This window comes from Mycobacterium sp. (assembly GCF_049683935.1).
In the GTDB taxonomy this organism is placed as follows: domain Bacteria; phylum Actinomycetota; class Actinomycetes; order Mycobacteriales; family Mycobacteriaceae; genus Mycobacterium.
This window is the reverse complement of record NZ_JBAUJR010000081.1, coordinates 1-26502: the sequence shown is the minus strand read 5'-3', so window position 1 is coordinate 26502 and position 26502 is coordinate 1. Positions and strand designations below refer to the sequence as shown.

General features: G+C 65.5%; 21 protein-coding genes and 1 pseudogene. 9 read left to right on the top strand and 13 right to left on the bottom strand.

Features of this window, described 5'->3' with window-relative positions; genetic code table 11:
* Positions 1–604 precede the first annotated feature (604 nt).
* Positions 605–1780, top strand: a complete 1176-nt coding sequence (locus WA965_RS04640) for an NAD(P)/FAD-dependent oxidoreductase (protein WP_526297997.1) — start codon at positions 605–607, stop codon at positions 1778–1780.
* A 27-nt stretch (positions 1781–1807) separates the two neighbouring features.
* Here the strand turns inward: WA965_RS04640 and WA965_RS04635 are convergent, their stop codons facing one another.
* Positions 1808–2212: a hypothetical protein gene (locus tag WA965_RS04635; protein ID WP_526297995.1), complete on the bottom strand. Its 405-nt coding sequence runs from the start codon at positions 2210–2212 to the stop codon at positions 1808–1810.
* A 141-nt stretch (positions 2213–2353) separates the two neighbouring features.
* Positions 2354–3556: a hypothetical protein gene (locus tag WA965_RS04630; protein WP_526297993.1), complete on the bottom strand. Its 1203-nt coding sequence runs from the start codon at positions 3554–3556 to the stop codon at positions 2354–2356.
* 648 nt (positions 3557–4204) lie between these two features.
* Between WA965_RS04630 and WA965_RS04625 the strand changes: the two genes are divergently transcribed.
* Complete coding sequence (locus tag WA965_RS04625) at positions 4205–5344, top strand: hypothetical protein (RefSeq protein WP_526297991.1); 1140 nt, start codon at positions 4205–4207, stop codon at positions 5342–5344.
* A 38-nt stretch (positions 5345–5382) separates the two neighbouring features.
* Here WA965_RS04625 and WA965_RS04620 read toward each other — a convergent pair whose 3' ends face one another.
* The 5 genes from WA965_RS04620 to WA965_RS04600 all read right to left on the bottom strand — a co-directional run bounded on the left by WA965_RS04620 (position 5383) and on the right by WA965_RS04600 (position 10456).
* Positions 5383–5874: a DUF427 domain-containing protein gene (locus WA965_RS04620; RefSeq protein ID WP_526297989.1), complete on the bottom strand. Its 492-nt coding sequence runs from the start codon at positions 5872–5874 to the stop codon at positions 5383–5385.
* Between the two features lie 79 nt (positions 5875–5953).
* Positions 5954–6109 carry a hypothetical protein gene (locus tag WA965_RS04615; protein ID WP_178359927.1) on the bottom strand — a complete coding sequence of 52 codons (156 nt, stop codon included), beginning with the start codon at positions 6107–6109 and terminating at the stop codon, positions 5954–5956.
* Positions 6110–6225: 116 nt separating this feature from the next.
* Positions 6226–7059 (bottom strand): adenylate/guanylate cyclase domain-containing protein, encoded by an 834-nt coding sequence (locus tag WA965_RS04610; protein ID WP_526297987.1) that lies wholly within the window; start codon positions 7057–7059, stop codon positions 6226–6228.
* A 24-nt stretch (positions 7060–7083) separates the two neighbouring features.
* On the bottom strand, positions 7084–9393 hold the full coding sequence (locus WA965_RS04605) for a putative bifunctional diguanylate cyclase/phosphodiesterase (RefSeq protein ID WP_526297985.1): 2310 nt from the start codon (positions 9391–9393) through the stop codon (positions 7084–7086).
* A gap of 172 nt (positions 9394–9565) precedes the next feature.
* Positions 9566–10456, bottom strand: coding sequence for an alpha/beta fold hydrolase (locus WA965_RS04600; protein ID WP_526297983.1), 891 nt, complete (start codon positions 10454–10456; stop codon positions 9566–9568).
* A gap of 198 nt (positions 10457–10654) precedes the next feature.
* Between WA965_RS04600 and WA965_RS04595 the strand changes: the two genes are divergently transcribed.
* Positions 10655–12103, top strand: coding sequence for a peptide MFS transporter (locus WA965_RS04595; protein ID WP_526297981.1), 1449 nt, complete (start codon positions 10655–10657; stop codon positions 12101–12103).
* Between the two features lie 9 nt (positions 12104–12112).
* Here WA965_RS04595 and WA965_RS04590 read toward each other — a convergent pair whose 3' ends face one another.
* Positions 12113–12907, bottom strand: coding sequence for an SDR family NAD(P)-dependent oxidoreductase (locus WA965_RS04590; protein WP_526297979.1), 795 nt, complete (start codon positions 12905–12907; stop codon positions 12113–12115).
* Between the two features lie 118 nt (positions 12908–13025).
* On the opposite strand from WA965_RS04590, the gene WA965_RS04585 reads away from it, so the two are divergent.
* A complete protein-coding gene (locus WA965_RS04585) occupies positions 13026–15215 on the top strand; it encodes a molybdopterin-containing oxidoreductase family protein (protein WP_526297977.1) in 2190 nt (729 codons plus the stop codon).
* On the opposite strand, the gene WA965_RS04580 is transcribed toward WA965_RS04585, so the two are convergent.
* On the bottom strand, positions 15205–16827 hold the full coding sequence (locus tag WA965_RS04580; RefSeq protein ID WP_526297975.1) for an alkaline phosphatase D family protein: 1623 nt from the start codon (positions 16825–16827) through the stop codon (positions 15205–15207). The two genes, WA965_RS04585 and WA965_RS04580, sit on opposite strands and share 11 nt — an antisense overlap.
* 190 nt (positions 16828–17017) lie before the next feature.
* On the opposite strand from WA965_RS04580, the gene WA965_RS04575 reads away from it, so the two are divergent.
* A complete protein-coding gene (locus WA965_RS04575) occupies positions 17018–19792 on the top strand; it encodes a M4 family metallopeptidase (protein WP_526297973.1) in 2775 nt (924 codons plus the stop codon).
* On the opposite strand, the gene WA965_RS04570 is transcribed toward WA965_RS04575, so the two are convergent.
* On the bottom strand, positions 19772–20767 hold the full coding sequence (locus WA965_RS04570; protein WP_526297971.1) for an alpha/beta fold hydrolase: 996 nt from the start codon (positions 20765–20767) through the stop codon (positions 19772–19774). The genes WA965_RS04575 and WA965_RS04570 overlap by 21 nt on opposite strands.
* A 54-nt stretch (positions 20768–20821) precedes the next feature.
* On the opposite strand from WA965_RS04570, the gene WA965_RS04565 reads away from it, so the two are divergent.
* Both WA965_RS04565 and WA965_RS04560 read left to right on the top strand, forming a co-directional pair.
* Entirely contained in the window at positions 20822–21493 is a 672-nt protein-coding gene (locus WA965_RS04565) for an AzlC family ABC transporter permease (protein WP_526297999.1), read from the top strand.
* Positions 21486–21812, top strand: coding sequence for a branched-chain amino acid transport AzlD family protein (locus WA965_RS04560; protein WP_526297969.1), 327 nt, complete (start codon positions 21486–21488; stop codon positions 21810–21812). The genes WA965_RS04565 and WA965_RS04560 overlap by 8 nt, the downstream gene beginning before the upstream one ends.
* On the opposite strand, the gene WA965_RS04555 is transcribed toward WA965_RS04560, so the two are convergent.
* Entirely contained in the window at positions 21813–22448 is a 636-nt protein-coding gene (locus tag WA965_RS04555; protein WP_526297967.1) for a TetR/AcrR family transcriptional regulator, read from the bottom strand.
* A 93-nt stretch (positions 22449–22541) separates the two neighbouring features.
* On the opposite strand from WA965_RS04555, the gene WA965_RS04550 reads away from it, so the two are divergent.
* Together WA965_RS04550 and WA965_RS04545 are read left to right on the top strand one after the other, a co-directional pair.
* Positions 22542–23576: a Rieske 2Fe-2S domain-containing protein gene (locus WA965_RS04550; protein ID WP_526297965.1), complete on the top strand. Its 1035-nt coding sequence runs from the start codon at positions 22542–22544 to the stop codon at positions 23574–23576.
* A 21-nt stretch (positions 23577–23597) separates the two neighbouring features.
* Positions 23598–24677 (top strand): NAD(P)H-dependent amine dehydrogenase family protein, encoded by a 1080-nt coding sequence (locus WA965_RS04545; RefSeq protein WP_526297963.1) that lies wholly within the window; start codon positions 23598–23600, stop codon positions 24675–24677.
* Positions 24678–24738: 61 nt separating this feature from the next.
* Here the strand turns inward: WA965_RS04545 and WA965_RS04540 are convergent, their stop codons facing one another.
* Both WA965_RS04540 and WA965_RS04535 read right to left on the bottom strand, forming a co-directional pair.
* The gene (locus WA965_RS04540) at positions 24739–26343 is read right to left on the bottom strand and encodes an FAD-dependent oxidoreductase (protein WP_526297961.1); all 1605 of its coding nucleotides are present in this window, start codon (positions 26341–26343) and stop codon (positions 24739–24741) included.
* A pseudogene (locus tag WA965_RS04535) lies at positions 26340–26502 on the bottom strand (LLM class F420-dependent oxidoreductase); the annotation flags it as partial. The pseudogene WA965_RS04535 and the gene WA965_RS04540, both read right to left, overlap by 4 nt.

Genomic DNA, 26502 nt, shown 5'->3' with positions numbered 1-26502 from the left:
GACTCATCAACGCCCGTGGCTACGGCCACCACTCCGCCGAATCCCTGACCTCGATGATCTACCTCATGCTCGGCGGAATCAGCCCAAAACTACCCACTAAAAGGTGAGGAGTCGCACATACATTCGACCACCGACAAATCGGGCTGAGTGTGACTCCTGAAACTGAAGTGACACAACACATCCAAGTGACAAACGGGGCGCTGGGGAACTGTCAGGACGTGGCCGAGATGCCGCCGCGCAGAGTACGGAGGTGTCGTCGCATTGATCAGGCCGAAGCCGGTGATCGTGAGAACCGCTGCGATCCGCAGATGGACTTCGGCGCCGCCGTTGTCGCCTCGGGCAGGAAAGGCTTGCAACTTCGCACGGCGTTGTGAGGACACGATGGGGGTTGGTTGCCCGAAACTTACGGTGCCGCAAACACGTTCCCATTAATGACGAAACAATTGCCTCGCTGTCCGGTCGGTGCCGTAGATCAGCGTCGGCGCGCATTCTGGGTCCTGCCGAGACAGTCAGGCAGCGGCTCGTCCGGCAAACGATCTATCCGAGTAGTGAGCCGTGGCATCGAACCGGCATGTTCTGCCCACTGACCAGAGAGAAGGACCGGATGACGCAGCGGTATGACGTGGTGGTCGCGGGTGGCGGGCCGGCCGGTTCAGCGGCGGCGTGGCAGGCCGTCCAAACGGGGGCGCGGGTGGTGCTTCTCGACAAGGCCGAGTTCCCCCGCGACAAACCCTGCGGAGACGGCCTGACACCACGTGCAGTCAGCTTCATGCAGAAGATGGGTTTGGCTGACGAGGTCGACAAGTTCCATCGTCTCAACCGGGCCACGATATTCAGCCCCCGCGAATGGGAGCTGTCGTTTCCGCGCCGACCCGGGATGCCCGACCACGGCCACGGTGTCTCTCGGCGCGAGCTCGACACCCTCCTGCTCAAACATGCCGAGTCCGCCGGCGCTGAGGTGTGTCAATCCGCAGAGGTCGTCGGCGCGGTGCTCGACGGTGACGGCCGGGTGACCGGGGTCGAGCTCAAGAGTGGTGAGAAGATCTTGGCCGACGCGGTCATCGCCGCCGATGGTGCGTACTCGCCGGTGAAGCAGGCGCTTCACCTGGACTCCCCACACACCAGTTACACCGCGATCGCCATTCGAGCCGAGATGCCGGCCAACCGCCCGGACTCCGACAGCCTCGACATCCATCTGAAGCTGACGTTCAACGGCGACCAGCTGCCCGGATACGGTTGGGTTTTCCCGGTCGGCGATGGCCGGGTCAACATCGGTCTGGGTTATGTCAACAGCTACAAGAACTGGCGCCAGATCAACTCCGCTCAGCTCCTCGGCGAGTTCATGGCAACCCTGCCTGCCGAATGGGAGCTACCTCCCGTCGCCGAGTTGCAGAAGTCGAAGGCGCTTCAAGGTTGGCGCCTGCCCATGGGATTCAACGTGTGGCCACCGTGGCGCCCCGGAGTTCTGTTCGCCGGTGACGCGCTGGGCGCGGCACGGCCGGTGTCGGGCGCAGGCATTTCCAAGGCGTTGCAGTCCGGTTTGGCTGCCGGGGAGAGCGCTATCGCTGCCCTCACCAACAACGGTCCCGATGACTTCACCAACTACAGCCAGATCATCGAGGCGACCTGGGGTCGCGAGTACCGCCGTGGGCGATTCTTCCACAAACTGGTCGGCGTTCCAGCGCTCACCAATACCGGACTGAAGGTGCTCGACAGGGCAAGCCATCCCGGATTTCGAGCGCGCCTGCTGTTCTGGGAAGGGACGATGTCGGGCAGCTAAGTCCCTGCAGCGCAGAGCATTTGCAGGTCAGAACCCGCTGGCGAAGACTGGGCCGCACGCTCGCCCGGTGGCCGCGTTCCGCGGGTCGAAGTTACCGCCGAACGGGTTTGCGGGAGCAAGGCCCACCGCGAACAAACCGTCAGAACCGACCCACTCCGGGCCGGACTCCTCGATGATCTGATTGGGCACGCCCTGCTCGAAAGTACGCACCTGCGACGTGGCCAGCGTGCCCAGATTCGGCACACAGACGTCACCGGCTTCGATACGTGCCGACGGCTCAGATCGGATCTGCCCGTCGCCAGCGACCTCAGTGAGCGCCGGATCGTTCGGATCTGCGTTTGCGATGCCTGCGCCGGATATCAGCGCTGCTGCGGCGATTGCGCAAGGCGCAACCCACAATGCCCGGATTTGTGTTCTGTGATGTGCGGCCATCGGCCTGAAACCTTCTGTCGGAGAACGGGCGAGGGTGATCGCCCAGCGGCCTGCCTCCTTCTGAAGCTACGACCAAGCTAGCAGCGAGACCGCCGAGTGAATACGGCTCTGGCGGTTACCGATTACTGACGTCGGCCAGTCTCAGTCCTGCGAAGGCGAGGCGCCCGCGTCGTCGTCGCCGCCGTCGCTGTCGTCGTCACCGGACTGCTCGTCGGAGTCGTTGGTCGCTCCGGGATCCTCCGCGTCCTCGTTTCCGGTCTGACCGTCGCCGGAACCGTCGTCAGGTTCGGTCTCGTCTTCGGCGACATCGTCCAGCTGGTCGGGTGCCTCGCTGCCCGTGTCGTCGCCGAATTCATCGGTCTCGTCACCGAATTCATCGGTGTCCTCGGCTGTCCCGTCGTTCTGTTCAGGTTGTTCGTCGCCCGCAGTTTCGGTCTCGACGCCGTCAGCGTTCTCGGTCCTCTTCTGCGCCGGGGTTTCCGTTTCGACGGTGGTGTCCGAGTCGACGGCCTCCTCGGCAGGCGCGCCTACGGGCGATTCGTCGGTGACCGAGGCCTCGGTCGTCTCGCTCGACACCAGCGCGGCCGCGGCAGTCGTCGAGTCCGAGGCTGGTCCCAGCAGAGGCAGATCGGGTAACGGCGGCAACGGGAACGGGAACCAGCCGAAATCCAGGACGTAGTCGATCTCGGCGACGATCCCGTCGACGACCCCGGTGACGGCGGTGTTGATGATGTCGCCGATCCCGTCGAGCCACACCGCCAGGTTCAGCGGATTGTTGACCACCGGGTCGAGAAAGTCGTAGACGAAGCTGTCGACGGTGGGCAGGACGAAGTTCGGATACCAGATGTAGATCTGGTCAGAGATCAGGTATCCGAACGGAATCCAGTTGATCAGCCAGGGCCCGAGTTCCAACGAGACGTAGTTCGCCCAGTACCTGGTGAAGGAGTACACGCCGTCGATGAGGTCTGAGGCTGCGTTGAGTGCGACCGGTTCTTCGAGTGTGGTGATCGCGGCGCGGCCTTGTGGTGATTGTTCGGCGAGCGCGGCGAGGACCCTGTGATTGGCGAAGGGGACCGCGGGCGTGGTCGCCGAATCGACAGCGTGCACCGTCGGCGTGTCGACTCCTGGCCCGAGATGCCCGATCAGCGTCAGAGCGGCCTTCACCTCTTCCGCCGTCGGCCGCTCCGCCGCTGCACCGGGATCGGTATTGGCGGCGTAGTTCACCGGACGGACGACCTCGAGAGTGGGCATCGTTGCCGGCAGCACCGACGGTGTGAACACCAGCGCACCACCGGTCAGCGCGGCGACACCCGTCGCAATCAGCGCGCGTCCCGGACCCTTCATTCGTGATTCCCCACTCGTTCGACCCAACCGCCCCCGGTCGAACTTACGCGGTCGCGGGTAGTTTCACAGGGATTTTGCCGCTGAAGAATCCGCGCGCCAGCAACTGAGCGATCGGTGACGAGGTTCAAGCGCCTTGTGCACGGGGACCAGGCGAATGTGGTCGAACGGAGTGCTGCGGTCTGTCCAACCGTGTTCGCCGGAATCTCGCAAATGCGGGGTGTTGTGGGTTGACCGCTTGTCAGCGCGTCGCAGCGCATCCGGCTCCGGCGCCGTCAGGGCGGTACTGCAGGTTGTAGATAGGGCGGGAGCCGTACCGAATACCCTGCGCTTCCTGACTTCTGGGAGATTTACCGAAGATTCAGCCGCCGTTCCGTTTGTAATTCATTGTGAACGAACAGCTCCCGTCACTGCATCAGGCGCGACGGTGCCCAGATGTATTGAGCGAGATATTTAAGTTGATCCGACGGCAGGTAGACCGCTCGGAGATTTAACGGATTCGTCAACCGGACCACCACAGGTCAGCAAAGTTGGACTGTGCGAGGTCTCGCCTAGGCATGACGCCAGCAGCAAACTATTTGGGTTCTTCCGTCGGGCGGTGCGGAGTGTTACCTTGGCGAACGGGACGGGGTGCCGACAAGGGGGAGAATCATGGGGATCGTCGTTCAATCAGGCGCGGTCGCAGCGGTAGCAGCGGTCACCGGAGCCACGATCATGGCCACACCGGTGGAGCGGGCCGCGCCGTCATCCGGTGGCGCCAACGGTTGGTCGACGTCAGTGGATCTGACGGCGTCCACGCGGGCTTTGCATCCTCTGGGGGTGGTGCTCGCGCCGAGCAACGCTGCGGGACAGACTGCGCCATCGACAACGGGCGACACAATCCTGGCCGAGCCGGGCGATCACACCGGTGACGCCCTGAGAGCGGCAGTCGCCCGTGTCATCGCCGACGAGGCCGGCATCACCACCGAAGATGTGGGCAGTCGTGCGGACAACGCACCGATGGCTGCTGCAGCCGAAGACCCCGCCGTGGTCGCTGATCAGATCGACGACGATTTCATTGCATTCCGCATCGCGGTCCGCACTGATTTCCATGAGTTCGCCAATCAACTCGGCTATCTCGGCAAGCAGATGTACATCGCGTTCAACTTCGGAGAGAGCATTCTGGCGAGTGCCATCTTCAACGGCACCGACGTGATGCGCGGCGAAGGGTTGTTCGAGAACCTTGGCGAATTCGCCTATGACGTAGTGCTTTCCGTGGGGTACATCGCAGTCGACCAGCTCTATCTGGCGATACCGGGACTTCCGCCAATCGATTACCTTCCCGGCCGGCCACCCCTGGATCGTCCGCTCGACTGGATGCGTCCGCTGCCCCCGCAGCCAGGCCGCGATCTCGTCCTCCCGGTGATGCAAGAACCTGCAACAGTGCAGGCAATTGCAGACGCACCTGCCGACCCCGACGACGACTCGGCCCCCGAAGAGGACACCGGTTCCGAGGACTCGGCGACGGACGAGGACGGCAACACTGACGAGGGAAGCGACGCGGGCGAAGAGTCCGAGAGCCAGAAGGGCGAGAGCCAGAAGGGCGAGAGCCAGAAGGGCGAGGACGCCACCGAAGGCGACGATTCGGAACGTCGCGAGAATCGGGGCGACCGCCTGAGTGGTGCCGAGAAGCGGGCGAAAGGTGAGACGCGGCAAGCCGATACGTCCTCCGACGAGACGCGCTCAGCGCCGTCGAAGGACTCCGACTCCGACACCAAGAAATCCACGCGAAAGAGCGCGTCGGACGACTGAGAGTGCGTGTGTGTCAGCGGAGATGAAGGCGGCGATCGTCACCAGCCCATGGAGCCGGGCACACCCTTGAACGGTCCTGCGAGCCAACTGTTTATCCAGCCGCCGTAGAAGCCGCCCGGCTGCGGTACGACTTCTTCGCCGTTGACGGTGCACCGGTCCACAAGAGAGGGCATGACAGCCAGGGCGCCGGTGATCGCACCGAAGGTCGGTGTCGGCTCCAGATAGGTCCATGCGGCTCGGGAGGCGACGGCTGCCGGGGTCACCAGATCGAAATAGCTTGCCTGCCCTTTCCATTCACACCAGGAGGATCCAGCGGTTGGGCGAAGCACCCCGGTTGCGAACGCCGCGCGGGGGAGGTAGTAGGTGGGCGGATGGCTGGTCTCCAGAACCCGCCAGGCCCGATCTGTGCGAGCGATGGTCTGCCCGCCCAACTCGACGGTGATCGAACCGGTGAACTCTTGGAGCAGCGGCGGCCTCGGATAGTCCCACACCGACTCTTGGCCGGGCCGCGGCTTATCAGGTACAGGCATATGACCGAGTCTAGGGACGGATCCGGCGGCGGGACACGGCCGAAACCGTGAAGAACCGCCGCCGGATGTCCCCAGACGTTCAGAACCAGACTTTTCGACCACCGACGGGCTTGCCGACTGCGCCGAGGATCCACAGAACGACACCGACCACCACGAGGATTGCGCCGATCGTGTAGAGGATTGAGAGGCTGGTGAAATAGCCGATCAGCAGGAGGATGACGCCGAGCACGATCATTGGTTAATCCGATCCGTTATGTGAAGCGTGTGTGATTGTCCCGTAAGGAATTGCCCGATCCGTCGATTTCAAACTCTCGGTCGCCCGATCGCCGGGTTCTGCGGCAAAGCGCGAGGTCAGCGAGCAGCGGGAATGCTGACCGCGTGCACCGTCTGGTGGCCGCGGAGGCCCTTCAACTCCACCTCGAGCGGTGCGTCGAACTCGACGCCGTCCGCACCGTCGCACGCGTCGCGCAGTTCCTGGCTGACGAGGATCTCGCCGCCGCCGGCGAGATCTGCGATGCGAGCCGCCATCGCGACGTTCCTGCCGAACAGGTCGTCACCGCGACGGACCGATGAGCCTGCATGCGCCCCGATTCGGACACGGATGTTGTCGTATCGCTCGGGGTGCTGCAGCAGAGCCTGCTGGACGGAGACGCTGCAGCGCACCGCATCACCGGGGTCGGCGAAGGCGATCATGAAGCCGTCGCCTTGGTTCTTCACGACGTAGCCGTGATGATCGGCCACTCGCCGCTGGATCAGCGTGTTGTGCCGTTCGAGGACCTTCACCCATGCGCTGTCGCCCAACAACTCGTTGCGCTCGGTGGACCCCTCGATGTCGGAGAAGACCAGGACGACCTGGCCGTCGGAGGTGATGCTGGCGAGATCGGGCCTTTCGACGCGTGCCCAGCCGGCCAGATCCTCGATCGACGTGCGCACCGACCCGACGATGCCCTTGCGGATGAGCGAATCCGCGCTCTGCAGCGTGTGCTTCACGGTCTTCACGGCGAGCGGCGCGACACCGAGTGGACGCCTGCTGCTCTGGCGGGGCTTGGAATCGACAGCCTCGCGACGGCGGCGGAGTTCTCTACGCGTGCCCGCCAACTGTCGGCGCGACACCGCGAGCAGCACTCCGAGTGTGACCAGCCCGGCGAACTCGAGCACCACGATGACCACCAGCGCGATCTGCACTCGCTCAGTGTGCCCTTCGTGCGGTCACCGCAGGTGCGCGGCGAAACCGATCAGGTCCGGGACTCCGGCGGCGTCGATGGGCTTGCCGAGGTAGTAGCCCTGGCCGACGTCGCAGTCGCGGTCTCGCAGCCAGGCGGCCGTTGCGGCATCTTCGATGCCTTCGGCGACGACGGTGATCTGCAGGTCGTGGGCCAGTTCGATGACCGCGCGCACCACGGAGGCGGCCCGGATGTTGCTGGTCACCGGCGCGATGAAGTTGCGGTCCAGTTTGATCTCGTCGATCGTCAGGTCACGGAGGTAGGACAGCGCCGAATAACCGCTGCCGAAGTCGTCGATCGCGACCCGGATTCCCTGGCTGCGCAACCTCCGCAGCACCTCGGTCACCAGGCCGATGTCGGTGAGCACCAGATCCTCGGTGATTTCCACCGTGAGGCACTGGGCAGGTAGTCCGCCCCGCTCCAATGCCCGACACAGTGTGTCGGGCAACCCGGTGTCACGCAGGAACGGCGCGAAAAGATTCACCGCCACCGGTATCTGCGCGCCGCGTGCCATCCATCGATTGGCATCGTTGACGACTTTGTCGAGCACCATGTCCGTCACCGGCCGCATCAGCCCGTGTTCTCGCACCAGCGACATGTACGCATCCGGCCGCAGCATCCCCAACTCGGGGTGCGGCCACCGCAGTAGCGCCTCCACGCCGACGACGCGACCCGTCTTCAGATCGAACTTCGGTTGGTACACCACCTTGAAGACCCCGGCGTCGATCGCCCGGCGCAATTCGCCGAGCAGTCGCACCTGGGCCGCGCCGTCGCAGGGGAGCAGGCCGAGGTCGCGGGCTGACCCCATGGCATCCGGGTCGGTCACCATGTCCGCGCTGAATATGTGCACGCGCGACGAACGTGATCGCTTCGCCGTGTGCATCGCCATCTCAGCGCGCTTGATGAGAGTCTCCGGCGACAGTTCCGGCTCGTCGGCGGGAGCCACCGCGACCCCGACGCTGGGATTCATCAGAATGCTCTGCTCATCGACGTCGAACGGCTTGTTGAACGCTTCGATCACGCGTTGCGCCACCAGATGAGAATCGTCGACCTCGCTCTCCAAGAGCAGAACGAACTCGTCCCCGCCGAGGCGGGCCACCGTGTCACCCGGGCGCGCGCAGTCGGCGACCCGCTGGCCCGCATGCACCAGCAGACTGTCCGCGGTCGGATGGCCGAGGCTGTCGTTGACGAGCTTGAAGTCATCGAGGTCCAGCGACACCACGGCCACCGAACGACCGTCGCGCAGCTTCAGCATCATCGCGTGCGCGAGGCGATCGTGAAACAGCGTGCCATTGGCCAACCCGGTCAGCGGATCTCGCAGGGCCTGATCGGCCGCCGCCAGCAGAAGCCGCCGGTTCTCCCATGCCGCAACGGCCTGTCGCACGCAGACGGTGGTGGTGACCATGGGCACGACGATCCGTTCCAGTCCTGTCATCACCATGGCTGGTCCCACAGTGCCTGCCAGCAGCAGCGGAACGTAGGGCACCCACAGAGATGAGTTGGAGGGGACGGTGACAGGCACCGCGATGGGGGGCGGAGTGGTGCGACTGGCCAGCGCGGCCGCGGTGAAGACGACGAGGGCTGCGGCCCAGCCGATGTCGATCAGGTTGCCGGTGGCGTAGCGGTCGCCGGTGACGAGGTAGGCGAATGCGCTGTCGGTGATCGTCGTCAGGACGAACGCGAGGGTGAGCAGGGACAGAACGGCACGCTGGCGAACCGGAGCGCGGGCGAGGACCGCCACGGCGATCGAGAGCACCAGCACATCGGCCAGCGGGTACGCCAATGCCAGACCCAGCGCCAAGCCGTCTTCGCGATACGCGTCGTAGACGTCCTGCAGCCAGATGATCCACAGCAGCAGGAACACACACAGCGCGACCGTCGCACCGTCGAGCACGATGCGTAGCCGCGACTGATGTAGCACGGCGGGAAGCTGGGCCATCGCCACGGCAGCCAGCACAGGGAACAGCAGGTAGAACAGATCGGCCGGTGATGGGAACGGAGATACATGGAGGACGTTCTCGGTCACCAACCAGATCAGGTCGCCGACGGCCCACGCGCCCAGTCCTGCCGCCATGAACGTCCATGCCGTCCGGATTCGGCCCTGTGCGGCCCGGGCGGCCAGGCCGGCGCACACCGCGGCCCAGGTCGACAGCGCTAGCAGGGCGAGGTCGTCGACGACACGCACGACTGTGCTGCCGCCGTCCTCGAGCACGAGCAACACCGCCAGCGAGGCGGCAAGCCCCGCCGGGATGATGATCGACGGCCTCGTCCGAGGCCGGTGTCGGCCGTTGCCCACTGCGCTCCCATGCCCTGTGACTGCCCTGTTTGCTCCTGGCAGTACAGCAATAATTTTGCCTCGAGCGACGGTTATTGACGGTAGCCCATCACACTCCTACGCGCGGTCATTCATCGCCAACGTCAGTGCTGTGGCCACCCGGTCTCGGCAAACTCGCGGCAGCCGGTGCCCGTCAGTCGGCGGGATGCTCCGTGAGCGGCGAGTCGACGGCTTCGGGGGGCGGGTTCGTGGTGTCGACGAAATCGTCGATCAGGTCTGCGACGGCACTGGGTCGTTCCACGTGGGGGAAGTGACCGACGCCGCCGAGAACTTCGAGCCGGCACCCGGGTTGCGCGTCGCGCAGGGCGTACCCGTGCTCGATCGGGATGATCCGATCCTGATCGCCCCAGATGACCATCGTCGGCATATCGGAGGTCAGATACAGCCGGTTCAGGGCGCTCACCGACTGTCCGCGGTAGTCGACGACCGAGCGCAGGGTCTTGAGGAAAGCCTGGCGGGTCTGCGAATCGGCGAGGGAGGTGTAGGCGCTCCACATCTCTGCGCCGCGCGGAGACTCGATGCCTCCCGCCGAGAGCCAGGAACGCACTTTGTTGCCCGCTGTCACGACAGGCGGTGGCGCGATGACCGGCAGCAACAGTTCGGCTCCCGGGGCGGACAGCAGCCGAAGCGTCCAGCCGACGTCCGGGCCGAGGCCACCGCTGCTGATCAGAACCAGCCGTCGGCAGTAGGTGCGGTGCTGGTAAGCGAACTGCATCGCCACGCCGCCACCGAGTGATTGACCGACGACCGTGGCTCCTGAGATGCCCAACTCGTCGAGCAGGTCCCGCAGCAACACCGCGAACGCACCCAGCGAGTAGTCGCTGCGGGGTTTGGCGGACTGACCGTGTCCCAGCAGGTCGGGTGCGATCACCCGGTACTTCTTCGACAGTTGGGGGATCACCGCACGCCAGGTCTCGGAACTACCGGCCATGCCGTGGATCAGCAACAGCGCCTCGTCGCCGCTACCGGCGTCCTGGTAGGCGACCCGATCGCCGTGCAGATCCAAATACTTCATCTCGCTCATATGCGACATCTCCTCTGGACCGCTCATCCCATGGTTGCAGACAACGACGGTCTGACCGGGCGACAGTCGGCAGGGTCACGTCGCCGACTTCAGCCTCAGCGTGTCACACGACTGCACGCTACTCCCCGCAGATCGGGGCCCCGCAGAATTCCGGGTAGCCGGGTCCCATTTCGGGCCCGAAGGGGGCAGGGTATCGGCATGGCTACTCGTGAGCAGGATCATCAGCGCACGCTCTTCGGTCATCCGATCGGATTGACCAACCTCTTCGGTGTCGAACTGTGGGAACGGTTCTCGTTCTACGGGATGCTCACCATCTTGGGGTATTACCTCTATTACTCGGCGACCGACGGCGGGCTCGGGCTGCCGCAGAGCACCGCGACCGGCATCGTCGGCGCCTACGGCGGACTCGTGTACCTGTCCACCGTGCTCGGTGCGTGGGTTGCCGACCGGCTTCTCGGGATGGAACGCACCGTCTTCTACGGTGGCGTTGTCGTCATGCTCGGTCACATCGCGCTGGCGGTGCTGCCGGGGCTGACCGGCGTCGGCGCGGGCCTCGTCTTGGTGGCGCTGGGTTCGGGTGCGTTGAAGGCCAACGCATCGTCGCTGCTGGGCACCCTCTACGACAAGGGTGATCCGCGCGCCGACGGCGGTTTCACGCTGTTCTATCTCGGCATCAACCTCGGCGCGTTCGTCGGCCCGCTGATCACCGGCCTGCTGCAGACCCACGTCGGCTTCCACTACGGGTTCGGCGCGGCCGCCATCGGGATGGCGCTGGGCCTGGCCCAATACGTGGTGTTCCGCCGCAACCTCGGCGAACACGGCCGCCACGTCCCGAACCCGTTGCCGCGCAGCGCTATCGGCAAGACGGTCGGGGTGTTTGTCGTCGTGCTGGCGGTGATCGCGGTGGCGATCGCGCTGAAGCTGGTGACGCTGGCCAACTTGTCGCAGGTGACCACCGGGGTCATCGTCGTCGCCTCGATCGGCTACTTCGCGATCCTGCTGAGCAGTGACAAGGTCACCGGCCCGGAGCGGGTGCGGGTGCGGGCCTTCATCCCGCTTTTTGTCGCCAATGCCATCTTCTGGTCGTTGTTCCAGCAGATCTTCACCGTGCTGGCGGTTTACTCCGACGAGCGGATGAACTGGTCCATCTTCGGCTGGGTGGCGCCTGCGAGTTGGATCGGGTCGATCGAACCGGTGTGGATCATCGTGCTGTCGCCGTTGTTCGCGCTGATGTGGACCAGGTTGGGCAACCGGGCACCCACCACGCCGCGCAAGTTCGCCTACGGCGTCATCGGCATGGGTCTGGCGTTCCTCTGCTTCATCCCGCTTGCGGCCATCAGCGCGGTGCCGGCACTGCTGGTCATGCTGATCCTCGGGGTGTTCGCGGTGTCGGAATTGCTGCTCTCGCCGATCGGACTGTCGGTCACCACCAAGCTGGCCCCGGACGCGTTCCGCGCGCAGATGATGGCCCTGTACTTCTTCTCGGTGGGCATCGGCACGTCGATGTCGGGGGTGCTGTCGACCTACTACGACGCGTCGCGCGAGGTCGGCTACTTCGGCATCCTGGGCGCGGTGGCAGTGGTGGCCGGTGTGGTGGTGTTCTTCATCGCGCCGTGGATCAGTCGCCAGATGGAGGGCGTGCACTGACCGATCCGGCTACCTCGCCTGGTGGGGGACCCCGGTGAGGACGATCTCCGTTGCCCGCCGGGGCATTTCGGACAGGATCGGGAACGCGGCGGCACGCCGGGGGATCCGCACGTGTTTGCGGCCCTTGCGCACGGCCTCGACCACCTTTTCGGACACCGTCTCGCGGGGCACCTTGACCAGCATGCGTGTCCGGTACAGCCGCTCGAAGGATTTGGCGGTCGGCTCGAACGCGTCGGCCTTGGCGAGCAGATCGGTGGGGATCGGGCCGAGTTCGACCAGGGTGGTGCCGATCGGCAATCCGCGCAGGTCGGCGCGCATACCCGCCGTGAAGTGAGACAGTGCCGCCTTCGACGCGCAGTAGGTGACAAGTCCGGGGAACACCGAGCACCCGGCCATCGAGGAGATGTTGACGATATGCCCGCCACCCCGACGAAGCATGCGCGGGACGGCCTGGCGGCACAGTTCGGCGGGGGCGAGATAGTTCACCTCGGTGACCCGGCGCAGTTCGTCGTCGGGCGCATCGACAAAGCCCGCCGTGCTCTCGATTCCGGCGTTGTTCACCAGCACATCCACCGGTCCGACTTCATCCTCGATGCGCGCTATAAGGCCTGCGACCTGCGTCGGATCGGCCAGGTCGGCGGCGTGCGCGGAGCCGCCCAGTTCGGCCGCGAGCATTTCTATGGCGGATTGGGTTCGGGCGACGAGCGCCACGCTGGCACCGGCGCCTGCAAAGCCGTGCGCGAGCGCCTCGCCGATCCCTCGCGACGCCCCGGTGATCAGGACTCTTTTTCCCCGCAGTTCCATCATCGGATCGTACGCACCCGGGCGCGCACCCGAAGCGCGCACAGTGAACACTTTTGCTGATTTGTCTAGCGTTCGGGCGACGGGGGTGCGACTGTAGGGGCTGACAGAAAGGGCCTCCATGGCTGTCGAGCAACACGTCACCTACTGCCGGATCTGCGAGGCGCTGTGCGGGATGATCGCCACCGTCGAGGACGGTCGTCTGCAGTCACTGCGTCCCGACCCCGACAATCCGCTGTCGCGGGGCAGGGCGTGCCCCAAAGGTATTGCGTTCTCCGAGATCCAGAACGATCCCGACCGGGTGCTCTCGCCGCTGCGCCGTCGCCGGGACGGCACCTTCGACGAGGTCAGCTGGGATGAGGCCCTCGACGACATCGCCGGTCGTCTCACCCGCATCGTCGCCGAGCGCGGCGGCGGCGCAGTCGGCCAGTACTTCGGCAACCCCATCGCCTTCGGCTACGCCACCGGTCTGTGGTCAGGCATCTTCCTCACCCGCCTGGGTGGCCACCACCAGTACTCGTCGGGTTCGCAGGACATCAACTCGCGTTTCGTCGCGAGCAAGTTGCTCTACGGTGCGGCGAGCCAGATCCCGTTCCCGGACCTGCCGCGCACCGACTTCCTGTTCATGCTGGGCGCCAATCCGCTGGTCTCCCACGGAAGTGCCGTGCGTACCCCACGAATCAAGGACGACCTGGCCGCCATCACCCGCCGCGGCGGGCGGGTGGTGGTGATCGACCCGCGGCGCACCGAGACCGCCCGCGCCTACGAGCACCTGCCGGTGCGCCCGGACTCGGACGCATGGCTGCTGTTGTCGATGCTCTGCGTGATCTTCTCCGAAGACCTCGCTGACACCACCGCACTGGCCGAGCAGACGACCGGGTGGCAGACATTGCGCGACATCGTGTTGCGCTACCCGCCTGAAGACACCCACAACCGCACCGGCGTCGAGGCCGATGTGGTGCGCAGCCTGGCTCGGGATTTCGCCGCGGCATCCAGCGCGGTGGCCTACGGTCGCACCGGCGCCTGTCTGGGTAGGCACGGCACGTTGGTCAGTTTCCTGCTCGACGCCCTGAGCATCGTCACCGGCAACCTCGACCGGGTCGGCGGAATGTTGTTCTCCCAGGCGGTGATTCCGCTGGAGGACATGGGGGAGAAGGCAGGAAGGTTGACCTATGACACCGCACGGTCCCGCGTCGGCGACCTGCCCGAGGTGATCAGCACCTACCCGGCAGCGCTGATCGCCGAAGAGATCCTCACCCCGGGCGACGGCCAGTTGCGTGCGCTGTTCGTCACCGCAGGCAACCCGGTGCTCACCGTGCCCAACGGCCCGATGCTGGAGAAGGCTCTCGACGAGCTCGATCTGCTGGTGTCGCTGGATCTGTATGTGAACGAAACCAACCGTCGCGCCGACTATGTGCTTCCCGCCGCGACGTTCCTCGAGCGCTACGACGTGCCGTACAGCTTCGCAAACTGCTCCCCGACGGTGTTCATCCAGGCCGCCGAACCGGTGCTCACGCCGTACGGTCTGGCGCGCAACGAGTGGGAGGTCTTCGACGAGTTGGCCCGCCGGATGGGCCTGTCGTTGTTCGCCACGGGCGCGCTGGCACGCTTCAACGGGGTGCTCACCTGGCTGGATCGACGTGGAATCGGGCGGATCACGCCTCGGCGCGTGGTCGAACTGCTGATGCGGATCGGGCCTTACGGCGATCGATTCGGCTTGCGGCGCAAGGGCATCAATCCTCGGCGCCTTCGCGACAACCCGCACGGCATCGTCCTGGCCGAGCACGCCCGCACCGGCATCCGCGCCGACGTCGTCAGACAACCCGACGGCTTGGTCGTGCTGGCGCCGAAAAAGATCCTGCAGGAATTGGCCGGTCTCGGCGAGCGGCATCCCGACAATCCGGACTTCCCGCTGATGGCGATCGGCATGCGTGAGATGCGTTCGCAGAACTCGTGGATGCACAACAGTCCGACGCTGATGAAGGGCGATCGCCGTCATAGAGCGAGGGTCAATCCCGTGGACGCGGCAGCTGCGAACCTGTCGGACGGTGCCGCCGTGCGGATCACGTCGCCGCACGGGGCGATCGAGACCGAGGTGCGGATCACCGACGAGATGGCACCGGGCACGGTGGCCATTCCGCACGGGTGGGGGCATCAGGGTGGCTGGCAGTTGGCGAACCGCTCCGGCGGCGCCAACGTCAACGAGTTGACGTCGAACGCACCGGCCGACCTCGAGCGCCTTGCCGGGATGTCGGTGCTCAACGGAATCGCCGTGCGGATCGAAGCGATCGAGAACGTGATCAGTCGGTGAGAGGAATCCTGACCGCGGTGGTCAGTTCGCCGTTGTCGCGTGGCTGTTCGAACACCACACTGGCCTTGCGGCCCCTGGCATTCAGGCTCGCAATGGTATTGCCGAACAGTGGCCCGCTGAGGTTGCGCCACGACATGGGCAGCGCGGGGGAGCCGTGCCGACGGGCCCAGCGGCGGGTTATCCGAGCCACCCGGGGCGACCACCCGAGCTTGAATGCGGGTTTCACGTAGCTGGGAACGTAGTTGTGCACCGGCGAGCACACCAGCTGATACACGCGGGCAGTCGGCGTGCCGGGGAAATCGGCGCGCGCGGCGTAACTGTGGTGCACATCGCCGGACAACACCGACACTGTTGCAGGCCCGCCCGCGGGTTGGGTGGCTGCTTCGACGATCAAGTCGCTCAGCCGCAGGAACGAGTCCATGAACGCCGGCCAGTGCTCCAGGTCTGCTGCCTGGCGGATCTTCTCGCCGAGCTTGCCCCGTGCCCCGGCTCGGTTGGCGGAGATCTCGTTGACCGTCTGCAGATCGCCGAGGACCGGAGGTAGCAGCCAGGGCAGCGATGAGCCGATCACGAGGTGGTCCAGTGACTCCAGATTGTCATTGACCTGGTCTTCGAGCCAGCGGAACTCTCGGTCGCCCAGCATCTTTCGATCACCGCTGTCAAGGATCCTGGCGTTGCGCGAGTCGACCACGATGAGGCGGCTGCGGCCCAGATCCCAGCGGTAACTGAACCGCAGGCCCTTGTCGCCGTCGACCTCGGTGTCTGCGCGGTCAGCCAGCTCGATCAGATGTGGCCAGCAGTCACCGTCCGTGGCCAGCACCTTCTGGTAGTCCTCGTCCTCGGCGAGCTCGTCGGGGCTCAGATTGCCGAGGTGTTGATAAACCCAGTAGGAGCCGAGTCCGGCCCGAATGCGGTCCCGCCACCATGGTTTGGCATTGACCTCGGCACGCCAGGCCGCAGAGGTGTTCCAGTCGTCGCGGATGTCGTGGTCGTCGAAGATCATCGCGGTGGGCAGAGTCGAGAGGATCCAGCGGATCTCCGGGTCGCCCCAGGTGTGCTGGTAGAGACCCTCGTACTCGGTGAACGTCACGACTTCGTCGGGTGGGCGTTTGCCGGAGGAGCGGCGGCCGGCGAGGTGGCGGCGTGCCTCGGGGGTCAGTTCGTCGGCGTACACCTGATCGCCGAGGAGCAGCAGGGCGTCCGGCCACTCTTCGGCGGGCATCGCGGTCAGCCGGGTGGCGTAGCAGTCGAGGGCGTCGAGTCCGAGCTTGTCGTCGATCGCGGCTTCGCCGGTCTTCGGGTAGCGGCAGGACCCGAAGATGATCCTCAGTCGGTCGGCGGTGTCCGGGCCGCGGGTTCTGATCACACTCGGTGGGAACTGCGAATCAGGTTCCGGCCAGACCTGTGCGCCGTTGACGCGGACCTGGTATTCGATCGTCGAGTCCGGCGCGAGTCCCGTCACCGGAACCAGCGCGTAGTGGTGGCCCTGCACCTCGAAAGTCCTGGTGGCGCAGTTGAGCACCTCGACCTCGGCGGGGGCGTCCGTCTGTACCCACACCATCGCGGTCGTCTCACCGACGTGGCGCAGGATGGGGCCGAGAAGAAGAGGCACCGGCCCAGAGTAGAGGCTGCGTGTCCGGCAACGGATTTCAGGCTCGACCGAGCAGCCGACGTCGAGGTGCTCCGTTACGCCGGCCGCACTGAGTGCCGAATCGACCAATCCGTCGTAGACGCCTCGGGAGTTTGCTACGGGGTGGTAAATTTCCGTGCTACGGCGGTCTGCTCGACCTGCCGCGATCCGAATGGATCAACCATGGGGGGTCGATGTGGCCACGCGCAGGCTCTACGCCGGTGTCGCCCTGATCGGCATCGCACTGAGCCTGGCGGTCGGTCCGGGCGTCGCGGCCGCAACGCCGTCCGATTCGGCGCCGTCTTCTGACTCGGCGCCGTCTTCTGAGTCGTCTGAGCCATCGGGTAGCACCAAATCGGGTAGCAGCAAGAGGGACGGCGCAGAGGCCACTGACGCCGACGCCACTGACGCCGACGCCACTGACGCCGACGCCACACGCGAACCCGACGCCGACGCCACACGCGAACCCGACGATGACACCGGAGAGACCGGCGAGACCAGCGAGATCGGTGACGTCGACGAGATCGAGGAATCCGACGAGGCCGACAGAGCCGCTGACGCCGCGACCGGCACCGACAGCGCCGGGGCCGAGCCGACCCGCGAATCGTGGAAATCCCCGGAGCCGGCGACATCCGACGGGGAGCCGGCCGAGGAGCCCGACGGCGCTGTCGAGCAGACGTGGAGCGGTCCGCCTGTGACGGGCGAGTCCCATGAGGTCGTGCCGGCTGCCCCGACGCCGCAGCCGGTCACCATGGAACTCGCTGTGCCGGCACTCGCGGACAGTGCCGCGACGCTACGCAGCCTCGCCGGTGTGCGACCGGTGACCGTCGACACCATCGTCACCGACGTGCTCACCTGGGTCGGGCTCGCGCGCCTGGCCGACGGTTTGCCGGTGCCCGCGACGCCGGTGTCGGCGCTCGTGCAATCTCTCTGGCTCGCGGTCCGTCAGAGCCAGTACATCCTGAACAACCAGCGGCCCACCGCTGAGGCGACGATCTCCGGTCCGGGGCCCGATGGTCCGGTCACCGGGAGCCTCAACGCGGTCGACTACGACGACACCGCACTCACCTACACCGTCGCCGCTGCGCCGGAACACGGCACCGTGGTCGTCGACGCCTTCGGTCACTTCACCTACACCCCCGATGCCGGGACCGCTCTTCGCGGCGATCGATTCACGATCGTCATCGACGACTCCGTCGGCAACCCCTTCCACGTCCACGGATTGCTCGGTCTTCTCGGCGTCACCGGCCCCACCCGGGTGACCATCGTCGTCGACGCGCCATCATCGTCCCGGATCGACGATCTGGCGACTCTCGACCTCGTCGAGGTGCTGTCGCGCGACGGTGTGGAGGTGACCACCGACCCCCGAGGTGGCGTGGCTGTCATCAACGGACGCTTCACCGACCGGGTGGTGACCACAGCCACCGACGCCGCGGCGGTGATGAACGCCGTCGCCCCCACGCTGGGCGCCGCTCTGGGTTTCGCCGACGCCGCGGCCATCACCGCCACTCGCGCGGGGGTCGGAAACACCGTCGAGAACTTCTACCGCTTCGGCGAAAGTATCGGCGGAATCCAGGTTCTCGGGAGTGATGTCATCCTCGTGACCGACGCCGATGGCGCTGTCACCGGTCTGTTCAACAACTACCGCGGGCTGGCCGAGGGATTCGACGTGACCCCCGCCGACACGGTGGACGAAGATTCCGAGATCCGCCTCATCGCCGGTACCGCCTACTTCGGCTCGGGTGCTTACAGCGACACCCTTGAAACCTTGCTCACTCGAAGCACATTCACCAGCGAACTCGTGGTCCACGCTCTCGACGACCTGGCAGCGCCCAGTTTGGCGTGGCAGGTGGTGCTGCAGCTTCCGGACACCGGGGACATGTCGCCGTCTGGAACGACCTACCTGATCCATGCCGACGGGATCAACGCGGGCGACGTCATCGTCTCCCTCTCGAACGGGCAGGACGGCGCTGTGGTCAGTGTGGCCACCGATTGGCTCGGTGAGCAGCGGAGCATCACCGTCGAATCCAAGCGGGTGTTCTTCTTCACGAGTCTGACGATGTCGGACAGCACCCGAAACATCACGACCTACCGGACGTCGTACTCGTTCTTCGGTCTCGGTGGACCGGTGCTGCCGGGCGCGGCGGTCAAACGCAGTTGGTTCACCTGGGACAAAGGCGCGGTGTCCGCACATGCCAACACCGCGGTCGTCTACGACTACTTCGAGGACGTGCTCGGCCGGACATCGTTCGACGGTGCGGGTGCGCTCATCGAGGTCAGCATCCGCTACAACCCGCGCACGTCGGTCGGCGGCTACGCCAACGCGTTCTGGGATCCGACCCGCCAGCAGTTCGCCTACGGGGACAGTGGATACCTGCAGGCGGCGCTCGACGTCGTCGGACACGAGTTCACGCACGCTGTGGTGAGTTACGTTGTCGGCGACGGCGGATCGGTGCTCGACTACGGCGAGTCCGGTGCGCTCAACGAAGCCTACGCAGACATCCTCGGCGCCCTGATCGAAGGAAAGTCCGGTGCCGACCGGTGGCGTTTCGGTGAGGACTCCGACTACGGGATCGTGCGCAATCTCGCCGACCCGACGTCGGTGACCACCGCTTACGGGCCCTACCGCGACCACTACGCCACGCGCTACACCGGGTCGGGCGACGACGGCGGCGAACACGTCAACAGCACCATCTTCGGCCACGCGGCCTACCGGATGATGACGGCTGCTGCCACCAGCGGTGTCTCCGACGAAACCTGGGCCAGGGTGTTCTACCACTCCCTGTACCGGCTGGGTCCCGGCGCGGTGTTCACCGACGGTCGCGCCGCGGTGCTCAGTGCCGCAACCGCACTGGGGTTCACCGAGGCGCAGCTCGGCGCGATTACCGACGCGTTCGATTCTGTCGGGATCCTCGGCGCTGCAGCCTCATTCGGTATCGCGGCCTGACTGATCCACCAGCACGGAGCCATCGGGCCGGTCGCCGAGAGTCTGCAACGGGATGTCTGTGCTTTCGGTGGTGAGCCGGATGATCCCGGCCACCTCGGACGGTGCGTCACACTGCACGTAGTGATCGGCGCCGGGCACCACCCAGTACCGGTTGCGGCCGGGCTTGTCCCTGAGGTAGGCCTGCCACACGTGGTTGGCGACCCGTAGCGGTGCCACGCTGTCGTGCAGACCCCAGATCAGCGTGGTGTCGACGTCGATTGCGGAGAGTCGCTCCAGCCAACCGGTCTCGTCGGCGGCGCGCTCGTGCAGATATCTGACTGTGTCGGGGAGCACGCCGACGCCGTTGTTGTGTTCGAAACTCTTTGCCAATGCCACGATCTCGGGATCCTCCGGAGCCCGCCGAGGCATGAACGTGGCCATCCCCAGGCCTGCCGCCAGCATCTCCGGCGTGGTGGCTGCCGCGGTGGCCCGACCGGTGGTCTCGTCGAGCAGCGCCACCTGGAACGCGGTCAGGTTCGCCAGCGGCAGGAAGATGTTCGCATTGGTCATGAACAGATCCACCGGCAGAGTGGTGCCCCGGTCCGCCAGCATCGCCATCGTGATCATCCCGATGCTGCTGCCACGATCGTGGGTGATCATACGATGGTCACCGAGCCCCCAGACCTCGGTGATGGCGTGCACCAGCAGTCGGGCGTCGTCGTAGAGCGAATAGATGTAGGGCTGCGGCGGCTTGCCCGACAGCCCGTATCCGGGGAAGTCGAGGGTGTAGATGTCGAACTCGGAGCCCAGTTCCGTGACGAGCGCCCGATAGTCGATGCTCGAGGTCGGGAAGCCGTGCACACAGACCAGTGCCGGTGCCCCCGGGGTGCCGCAGCGACGGCTGAAGACCTCCACCTCGGCCCCGGCGTTGGCCTCGGTCGTCGAGGTCCACGTGAAGTGCGTTCCGCCCTGAAGCCATTCGTCGAAGATGTCCACTCGTGAAAAGCTAGCCTGTCGCTCGTGCCGCCCATCCCCGATCCCGAGCATTCGATGCGCCGCGTGCTGGCGCTGTCCGCTCCGATCGGGATGGCGTTCATCCCGCTGGGAATGGCGCTGGGTTTTCTTGTCGTCCACGCGGGACTGGACTGGTGGTGGGCTCCGGTGTTCGCGGCGGTCATCTACGCCGGGTCGTTGGAGTTCCTGATGGTGCATCTCGCGGCGACGGCGGCCCCGGTGGCGGGGGTCGCGTTGACGACGTTCGTCGTCAACTCCCGGCACGTGTTCTATGCGCTGTCGTTTCCGTTGAATCGTGTCAAAGGCGTGCCGGCGAAGCTGTACAGCACCTACACACTGTCCGACGAGGCGTACGCCGTCGGTGTGAGCCCGGCGGCCGCCACCTGGACCACTCGTCCGATCCTGTTCATGCAGCTGTGCTTTCACCTGCTGTGGGTCACCGGCGCCGGCCTGGGCGGGTTGGTCGGCGAGGCGCTGCCGATCGAGCGGCTCGAGGGTCTCGATTTCGCGTTGACCGCGCTGTTCATCGTGTTGGCGATCGACGCCTACCGGCAGCGCCCGGACCGGCTCACCGCTGTGGTCGCGGCGCTGTGCGCGGTGGCCGCGTGGCTGCTGGTCCCCGGTCAGATGCTGGTGTGCGCGTTCGCCGGATTCGCCGCGGTGCTGATGCTGCGCTTATGGGTGCAGCGCAAGGCTGAACGTGCCTGACAACGGATACATCCTGCTGCTCGTAGTGGTGAGCGCTGCGGTGACGTGGGCGCTGAGGGCGCTGCCGTTCGCGGCGCTGGCGCCGATGCGCGACAGTGCCGTCGTCAAGTACCTGAGCGTGCACATGCCGGTCGGGGTCATGCTGATCCTGGCGATCTACACGCTGCAGACGGTGGCCGGTGAGACGGCTCGGCAGATGTGGTGGCTGGCGATCGCTGTGGGGATGACCGCGGGCCTTCACCTGTGGCGGGCCAACGCGTTGCTCAGCATCCTGATCGGTACCACGTGTTACGTGACGTTGATGTCGGTGTGGGGCTGATCAACACGGTGCCTGCAGATAGGCGACCAGCGCATTGGTCAGGCCTCGTCGGGCGACGTCGAGATCGGCATAGGAACCGAGCTGCCGCTCGGACACGAGGCCGCGCATCGCGCCGGGGATGAGGGCTGCGACCTCACGGATGCGTTCGGCGTCGACGTCGAGGCCGGCGAATGCGTTGCGGCAGGTCTGCAGCCACGATTGACCCCACGAATACAGTTCGGCGGCCGTCTGGGGATACAACCGCTCCAGCTCGCCGTGATCGCGGGGCAGGGCGGCGCGCAGGTTCTCGATCGCGCGCGAATCCGGCTCTGCCAGGCCGTGATACAAGACCTCGATGATTCCCGCGACGCGGTCGCGAAGAGGCGCGGACTCGTCGACCGTGGAGAAGATCTCGGCGCGGCGTTCCGCGGTGCGATGCAGCACCGCAGCCCAGAAGCCGTCCGCGTCACCGAACTGGTACTGCACTGCACCCCAGGTGGCGCCGATGTCCTTGGCGATCCGATTTGCCGACACCGATCCGGGGTCCCCGGAGGCAAGCGAGCGCAGCGCTGCTTCGAGCATGTTCTCGCGGGTCGCCTGGCCGCGCCGGTTGGTGCGGCGGGCGGGCATCCCGGTCGTCGCACCAACCTCGGTCATGCCGCGAGGATAGCTTGGTTTCGTTGAACCCACTATGCTTCTTTCATTGAAGGCTCTACTATTCGAAACCGAAGCGATGCGAAGGGATTGTTGATGGCCAAGCCGCCGCTGTCGATGAAGCCGACCGGATGGTTTCAGGTCGCCTGGTCCGACGAGGTCGCCGTCGGTGACGTCCATACGATGAAGTACTTCGGTCAGGAGATGATCGCCTGGCGCGCCGAGTCGGGTGAGCTCACGGTCATGAACGCCTACTGCGAACACCTCGGCGCCCACCTCGGCTACGGCGGCACTGTCAAGGGGGAGGTGCTGCAGTGCCCGTTCCACGGATGGCAGTGGAATCAACAGGGGCGCAATGTGTGCATCCCCTACGAGGACCGACCGAATCGCGGTCGGCGCATCAAGACCTATCCGGTCGTCGAGCGCAACGAGTCGGTGTACATCTGGCACGACATCAACAATCGAGAGCCGTTCTTCGAAGCCCCCGACATCTTCACCGACTTCGGTGACGCCGGCACCGTCGCGGATTACTATCCGCAACAACGACTTTTCCGACAGGGTCTCGAAATGCACCCGCAGTACGTGTTGGAGAACGGCGTGGACTTCGCCCACTTCAAGTACGTCCACGACACCCCGATCGTTCCGGTGTTCACCCGCCACGACTTCGACGACCCGGTCTCCTACGTGGATTTCACGATCACCTTCGAGGGTGACGACGGGCAGAGGATCGAAGACGTCAACAGCGGTGTCGAAGCGATCAACGGCGGTCTGGGCATCGCGGTGACCAAGAGTTGGGGGATGATCGACAACCGCACCATCTCCGCGATCACCCCGGTCGACGATGCCACCTCCGACGTGCGGTTCATGGTCTACATCGGACGGCCTACCGGGCCATCCGCCGCCCGCGACCCGGTGCGCGCCGAGGCCAAGGCCACGGACTTCGGCGCGGAGGTCATCCGGCAGTTCAGTCAGGACATCCACATCTGGGCCCATCAGCGCTACTCCGACCCACCGGCGCTCGCCAGTTCCGAGTTGGAAGGATTCACCGCGATCCGCAAGTGGGCGATGAAGTTCTATCCCGACGGCAAGGGCGGAAGTGCCGCCGAACTCGCTGCAGCCGAACCCAATTGAACTTTCGAAGAAAGGCATTCCATGACCGACCGCATCAAGGTTTTCCAGGTGGCCACCGGCAACGTCGGCTCGGAGATGATCAAACGAATCGCCACCCAACCGGACCTCGAGCTTGTCGGCGTGCACTGCTACTCGCCGGACAAGGTCGGCAGGGACACCGGCGAGCTGGTCGGATTGCCGGCCAAGGGCGTCATTGCCACCGGCACGATCGACGAGATCATCGCGGCTCGACCTGATGTCGTGACTTTTCATGGCGTGTTCCCCGACGAGGACCTCTACGTGCGGGTCCTCGAGGCGGGGATCAACATCGTGACCACAGCAGACTGGATCACCGGCTGGCATCGCGACCGCAACCATCCGCACCACTCCGGCAAGCCCGTGACCCAATTGCTGCAAGAGGCCTGTGAGAAGGGCGGTTCGACCTTCTACGGGACCGGGATGAACCCCGGCGTGAACCAGATTCTGGGAGTGGTGTGCTCGGCAGACGTCGCCGACATCGAGAACATCACCACGATCGAGTCGGTTGATGTCTCCTGCCACCACTCCAAGGACACCTGGATCGAGGTGGGCTACGGCCAGCCCGTTGATGATCCGGAGATCCCGGGCAAGCTGGAGAAATACACCCGGGTGTTCGCCGACAGCGTGCTGATGATGGCCGACTGCTTCGATCTGGTGCTCGACGAGGTCAAGTTCAGCTACGAACTGGGCGCGTGCACCAAAGATGTCGACCTGGGCTGGTACAAGCTGCCGAAGGGCTCGCTGGGCGGCAACTACATCAAATACCAGGGCATCGTCAACGGTGTGCCGCGCGTCGAGACCCACCTCGAATGGCAGATGACACCGCACACTGATCCCAGCTGGGATATCAAGGGCTGCTACATCACTCAGATCAAGGGTGACCCCAACATCTACAACAAGCACATGATCTTCCCGAAGCCGGGAGTCGATCTGTCCGATCCCGCCAACTTCGCCTCGATCGGCATGACGGTCACCGGAATGCCGGCGCTGAACGCGATCAAGTCGGTCGTGGCGGCACGGCCGGGCCTGATCACCAGCGCCGACCTGCCGCTTCGCGGATTCGCGGGACGATTCAATCTCTAGCTGTCATTGAGACTGCACCCACGGCGACGAACTGCGAGTAGCCGTCGCCGTGGGTGCAGTCTCAGGGTTGTGCGGCGCTGAGAAGGTCCTCGACCGCAACGAGTTTGACGCGCGGTCGGGATGCCGCCGAACCGCGGTCGCGCTCGGTGGTGTCGATGGCTCGCCACCCGTTCCAATCCACCGGTGTGATTCCGCGCTCGGCCATCAACGCGCGCAGGGACTCTCGTCCAGCGACGGTCCGCTCGAGGAGGCCCTCGTCGAAATCGGCGAGCAGCTGGGCGACCGTCTCCTGCGCGCAGGATCGATTGGTGCCGATCACGCCCTGCGGACCGCGCTTGATCCACCCGGTGACGTAGACCCCCGCAAGGCGTTGTCCGGCCGCACCGGCCACCCGGCCGCGGTCGTGGGGCACCGTACCCGTGGCGTGATCGAAGGGAAGATCGGGAAGCGGCACCGCGCGATAGCCGATGGATCGCAGTACCAACGACGTCTCGATCAGTTCGCTGTCCTCGGCGCGGCTCACCGCCAGCGCAGTCACCCGGTCGCTGCCCTCGACGGCCACCGGTGAGCAGTGAAACCGGAACACCACTCGCTTGTTTCCCGGTGTCGGCTCCCGCTGTGCGTACTCGCGGGCGATCTGCAACTTCGTCGCCGTCTCGAAGTCGTCGTCGGGATCCGGCCGCAGGTCCGCATCAGGAGCATCGACGACGACGTCGACGCCTGGCAGGTGGCCCAGGGCCAGAAACTCCCCGACGGAGAACGCCGCGACGCGTGGGCCCCGCCGCCCCAGGATCACGACCTCCTCGATCGAGCTGTGCGACAACACTTCCAGTGCGTGTTCGGCGATGTCGGTGCCGGCGAGCTCCTCAGGCGCCATCAGGAGCACCCGTGCGACGTCGAGTCCGACGTTCCCATTGCCGACGATCACCGCGCGGCCACCGGACAGGTCGAACCGGTGGTGGGCGTGGTCGGGGTGACCGTTGTACCAGCCGACGACATCGGACGCCGGGTGGCTGCCCGGCAGTTCCTCCCCGGGGATGCCGAGGTCGCGACTGGTGGACGAACCGACCGCGTAGATGACCGCGTGGTGATGGTCCAGCAGATCCTGATGGCTCAGATGGCTGCCGATCTCGATATTGAGATGGCATCCGAATCGCTTGTCGGCCAAAGCGGAGCTGAAGAGGTTGACCACCGATTTGGTGTGCTGATGGTCGGGTGCGACGCCGGCACGGATCAGCCCGAACGGGGTGGGCAGTCGTTCGAACATGTCGACCTCGACACCGTCGATGGCGATCAATTCATCTGCGGCGTAACACGCGGCCGGGCCCGCGCCTACAACGGCCACCCGCAGTGACCCGCCCGCCACCGGGGCGTGCTGCTTGGTCGGCGGTGTCGAATCCGATTCCAGCGGATGGTGTTCGAAGTAGGCGGCGTTGAGTTCCCGGAACCGCTCCAGATGCGCCGGCAGATCCTCTTCGTAGTGGATTGCGTCAACCGGGCATTCGTCCATGCAGGCGCCGCAGTCGATGCATGCCTCCGGGTCGATGTAGAGCATCTCGGTACCGCTGAACTCACCGGGGCCGCCGGCCGGCCGAATGCAGTCCACCGGGCACACCGGCACACAGCTGGCGTCCTTGCAACAGTTCTGGGTGATCACGTAGGTCATGAGGCGCCCTCGCGGAGGCCCAGGTCGGCGAGTTTTGCTGCGAGTCGTTCGACGTAGCGGGCGACGTCGTCGGGGTTGCGGTCGGGTAGGCCGAAGAGGACTTCGGTGACGCCGAGGTCTTTCCAGTGTGCGAGTTTGTCGGGGTCGGGTTTGAAGTCG

Coding starts and splice junctions, on each gene's coding strand:
- WA965_RS04640 (WP_526297997.1), top strand. CDS start 605: ATGACGCAGCGGTATGACGTGGTGGTCGCGGGTGGCGGGCCGGCCGGT.
- WA965_RS04635 (WP_526297995.1), bottom strand. CDS start 2,212: ATGGCCGCACATCACAGAACACAAATCCGGGCATTGTGGGTTGCGCCT.
- WA965_RS04630 (WP_526297993.1), bottom strand. CDS start 3,556: ATGAAGGGTCCGGGACGCGCGCTGATTGCGACGGGTGTCGCCGCGCTG.
- WA965_RS04625 (WP_526297991.1), top strand. CDS start 4,205: ATGGGGATCGTCGTTCAATCAGGCGCGGTCGCAGCGGTAGCAGCGGTC.
- WA965_RS04620 (WP_526297989.1), bottom strand. CDS start 5,874: ATGCCTGTACCTGATAAGCCGCGGCCCGGCCAAGAGTCGGTGTGGGAC.
- WA965_RS04615 (WP_178359927.1), bottom strand. CDS start 6,109: ATGATCGTGCTCGGCGTCATCCTCCTGCTGATCGGCTATTTCACCAGC.
- WA965_RS04600 (WP_526297983.1), bottom strand. CDS start 10,456: ATGAGCGAGATGAAGTATTTGGATCTGCACGGCGATCGGGTCGCCTAC.
- WA965_RS04595 (WP_526297981.1), top strand. CDS start 10,655: ATGGCTACTCGTGAGCAGGATCATCAGCGCACGCTCTTCGGTCATCCG.
- WA965_RS04590 (WP_526297979.1), bottom strand. CDS start 12,907: ATGGAACTGCGGGGAAAAAGAGTCCTGATCACCGGGGCGTCGCGAGGG.
- WA965_RS04585 (WP_526297977.1), top strand. CDS start 13,026: ATGGCTGTCGAGCAACACGTCACCTACTGCCGGATCTGCGAGGCGCTG.
- WA965_RS04575 (WP_526297973.1), top strand. CDS start 17,018: ATGGATCAACCATGGGGGGTCGATGTGGCCACGCGCAGGCTCTACGCC.
- WA965_RS04565 (WP_526297999.1), top strand. CDS start 20,822: ATGCGCCGCGTGCTGGCGCTGTCCGCTCCGATCGGGATGGCGTTCATC.
- WA965_RS04555 (WP_526297967.1), bottom strand. CDS start 22,448: ATGACCGAGGTTGGTGCGACGACCGGGATGCCCGCCCGCCGCACCAAC.
- WA965_RS04550 (WP_526297965.1), top strand. CDS start 22,542: ATGGCCAAGCCGCCGCTGTCGATGAAGCCGACCGGATGGTTTCAGGTC.
- WA965_RS04545 (WP_526297963.1), top strand. CDS start 23,598: ATGACCGACCGCATCAAGGTTTTCCAGGTGGCCACCGGCAACGTCGGC.
- WA965_RS04540 (WP_526297961.1), bottom strand. CDS start 26,343: ATGACCTACGTGATCACCCAGAACTGTTGCAAGGACGCCAGCTGTGTG.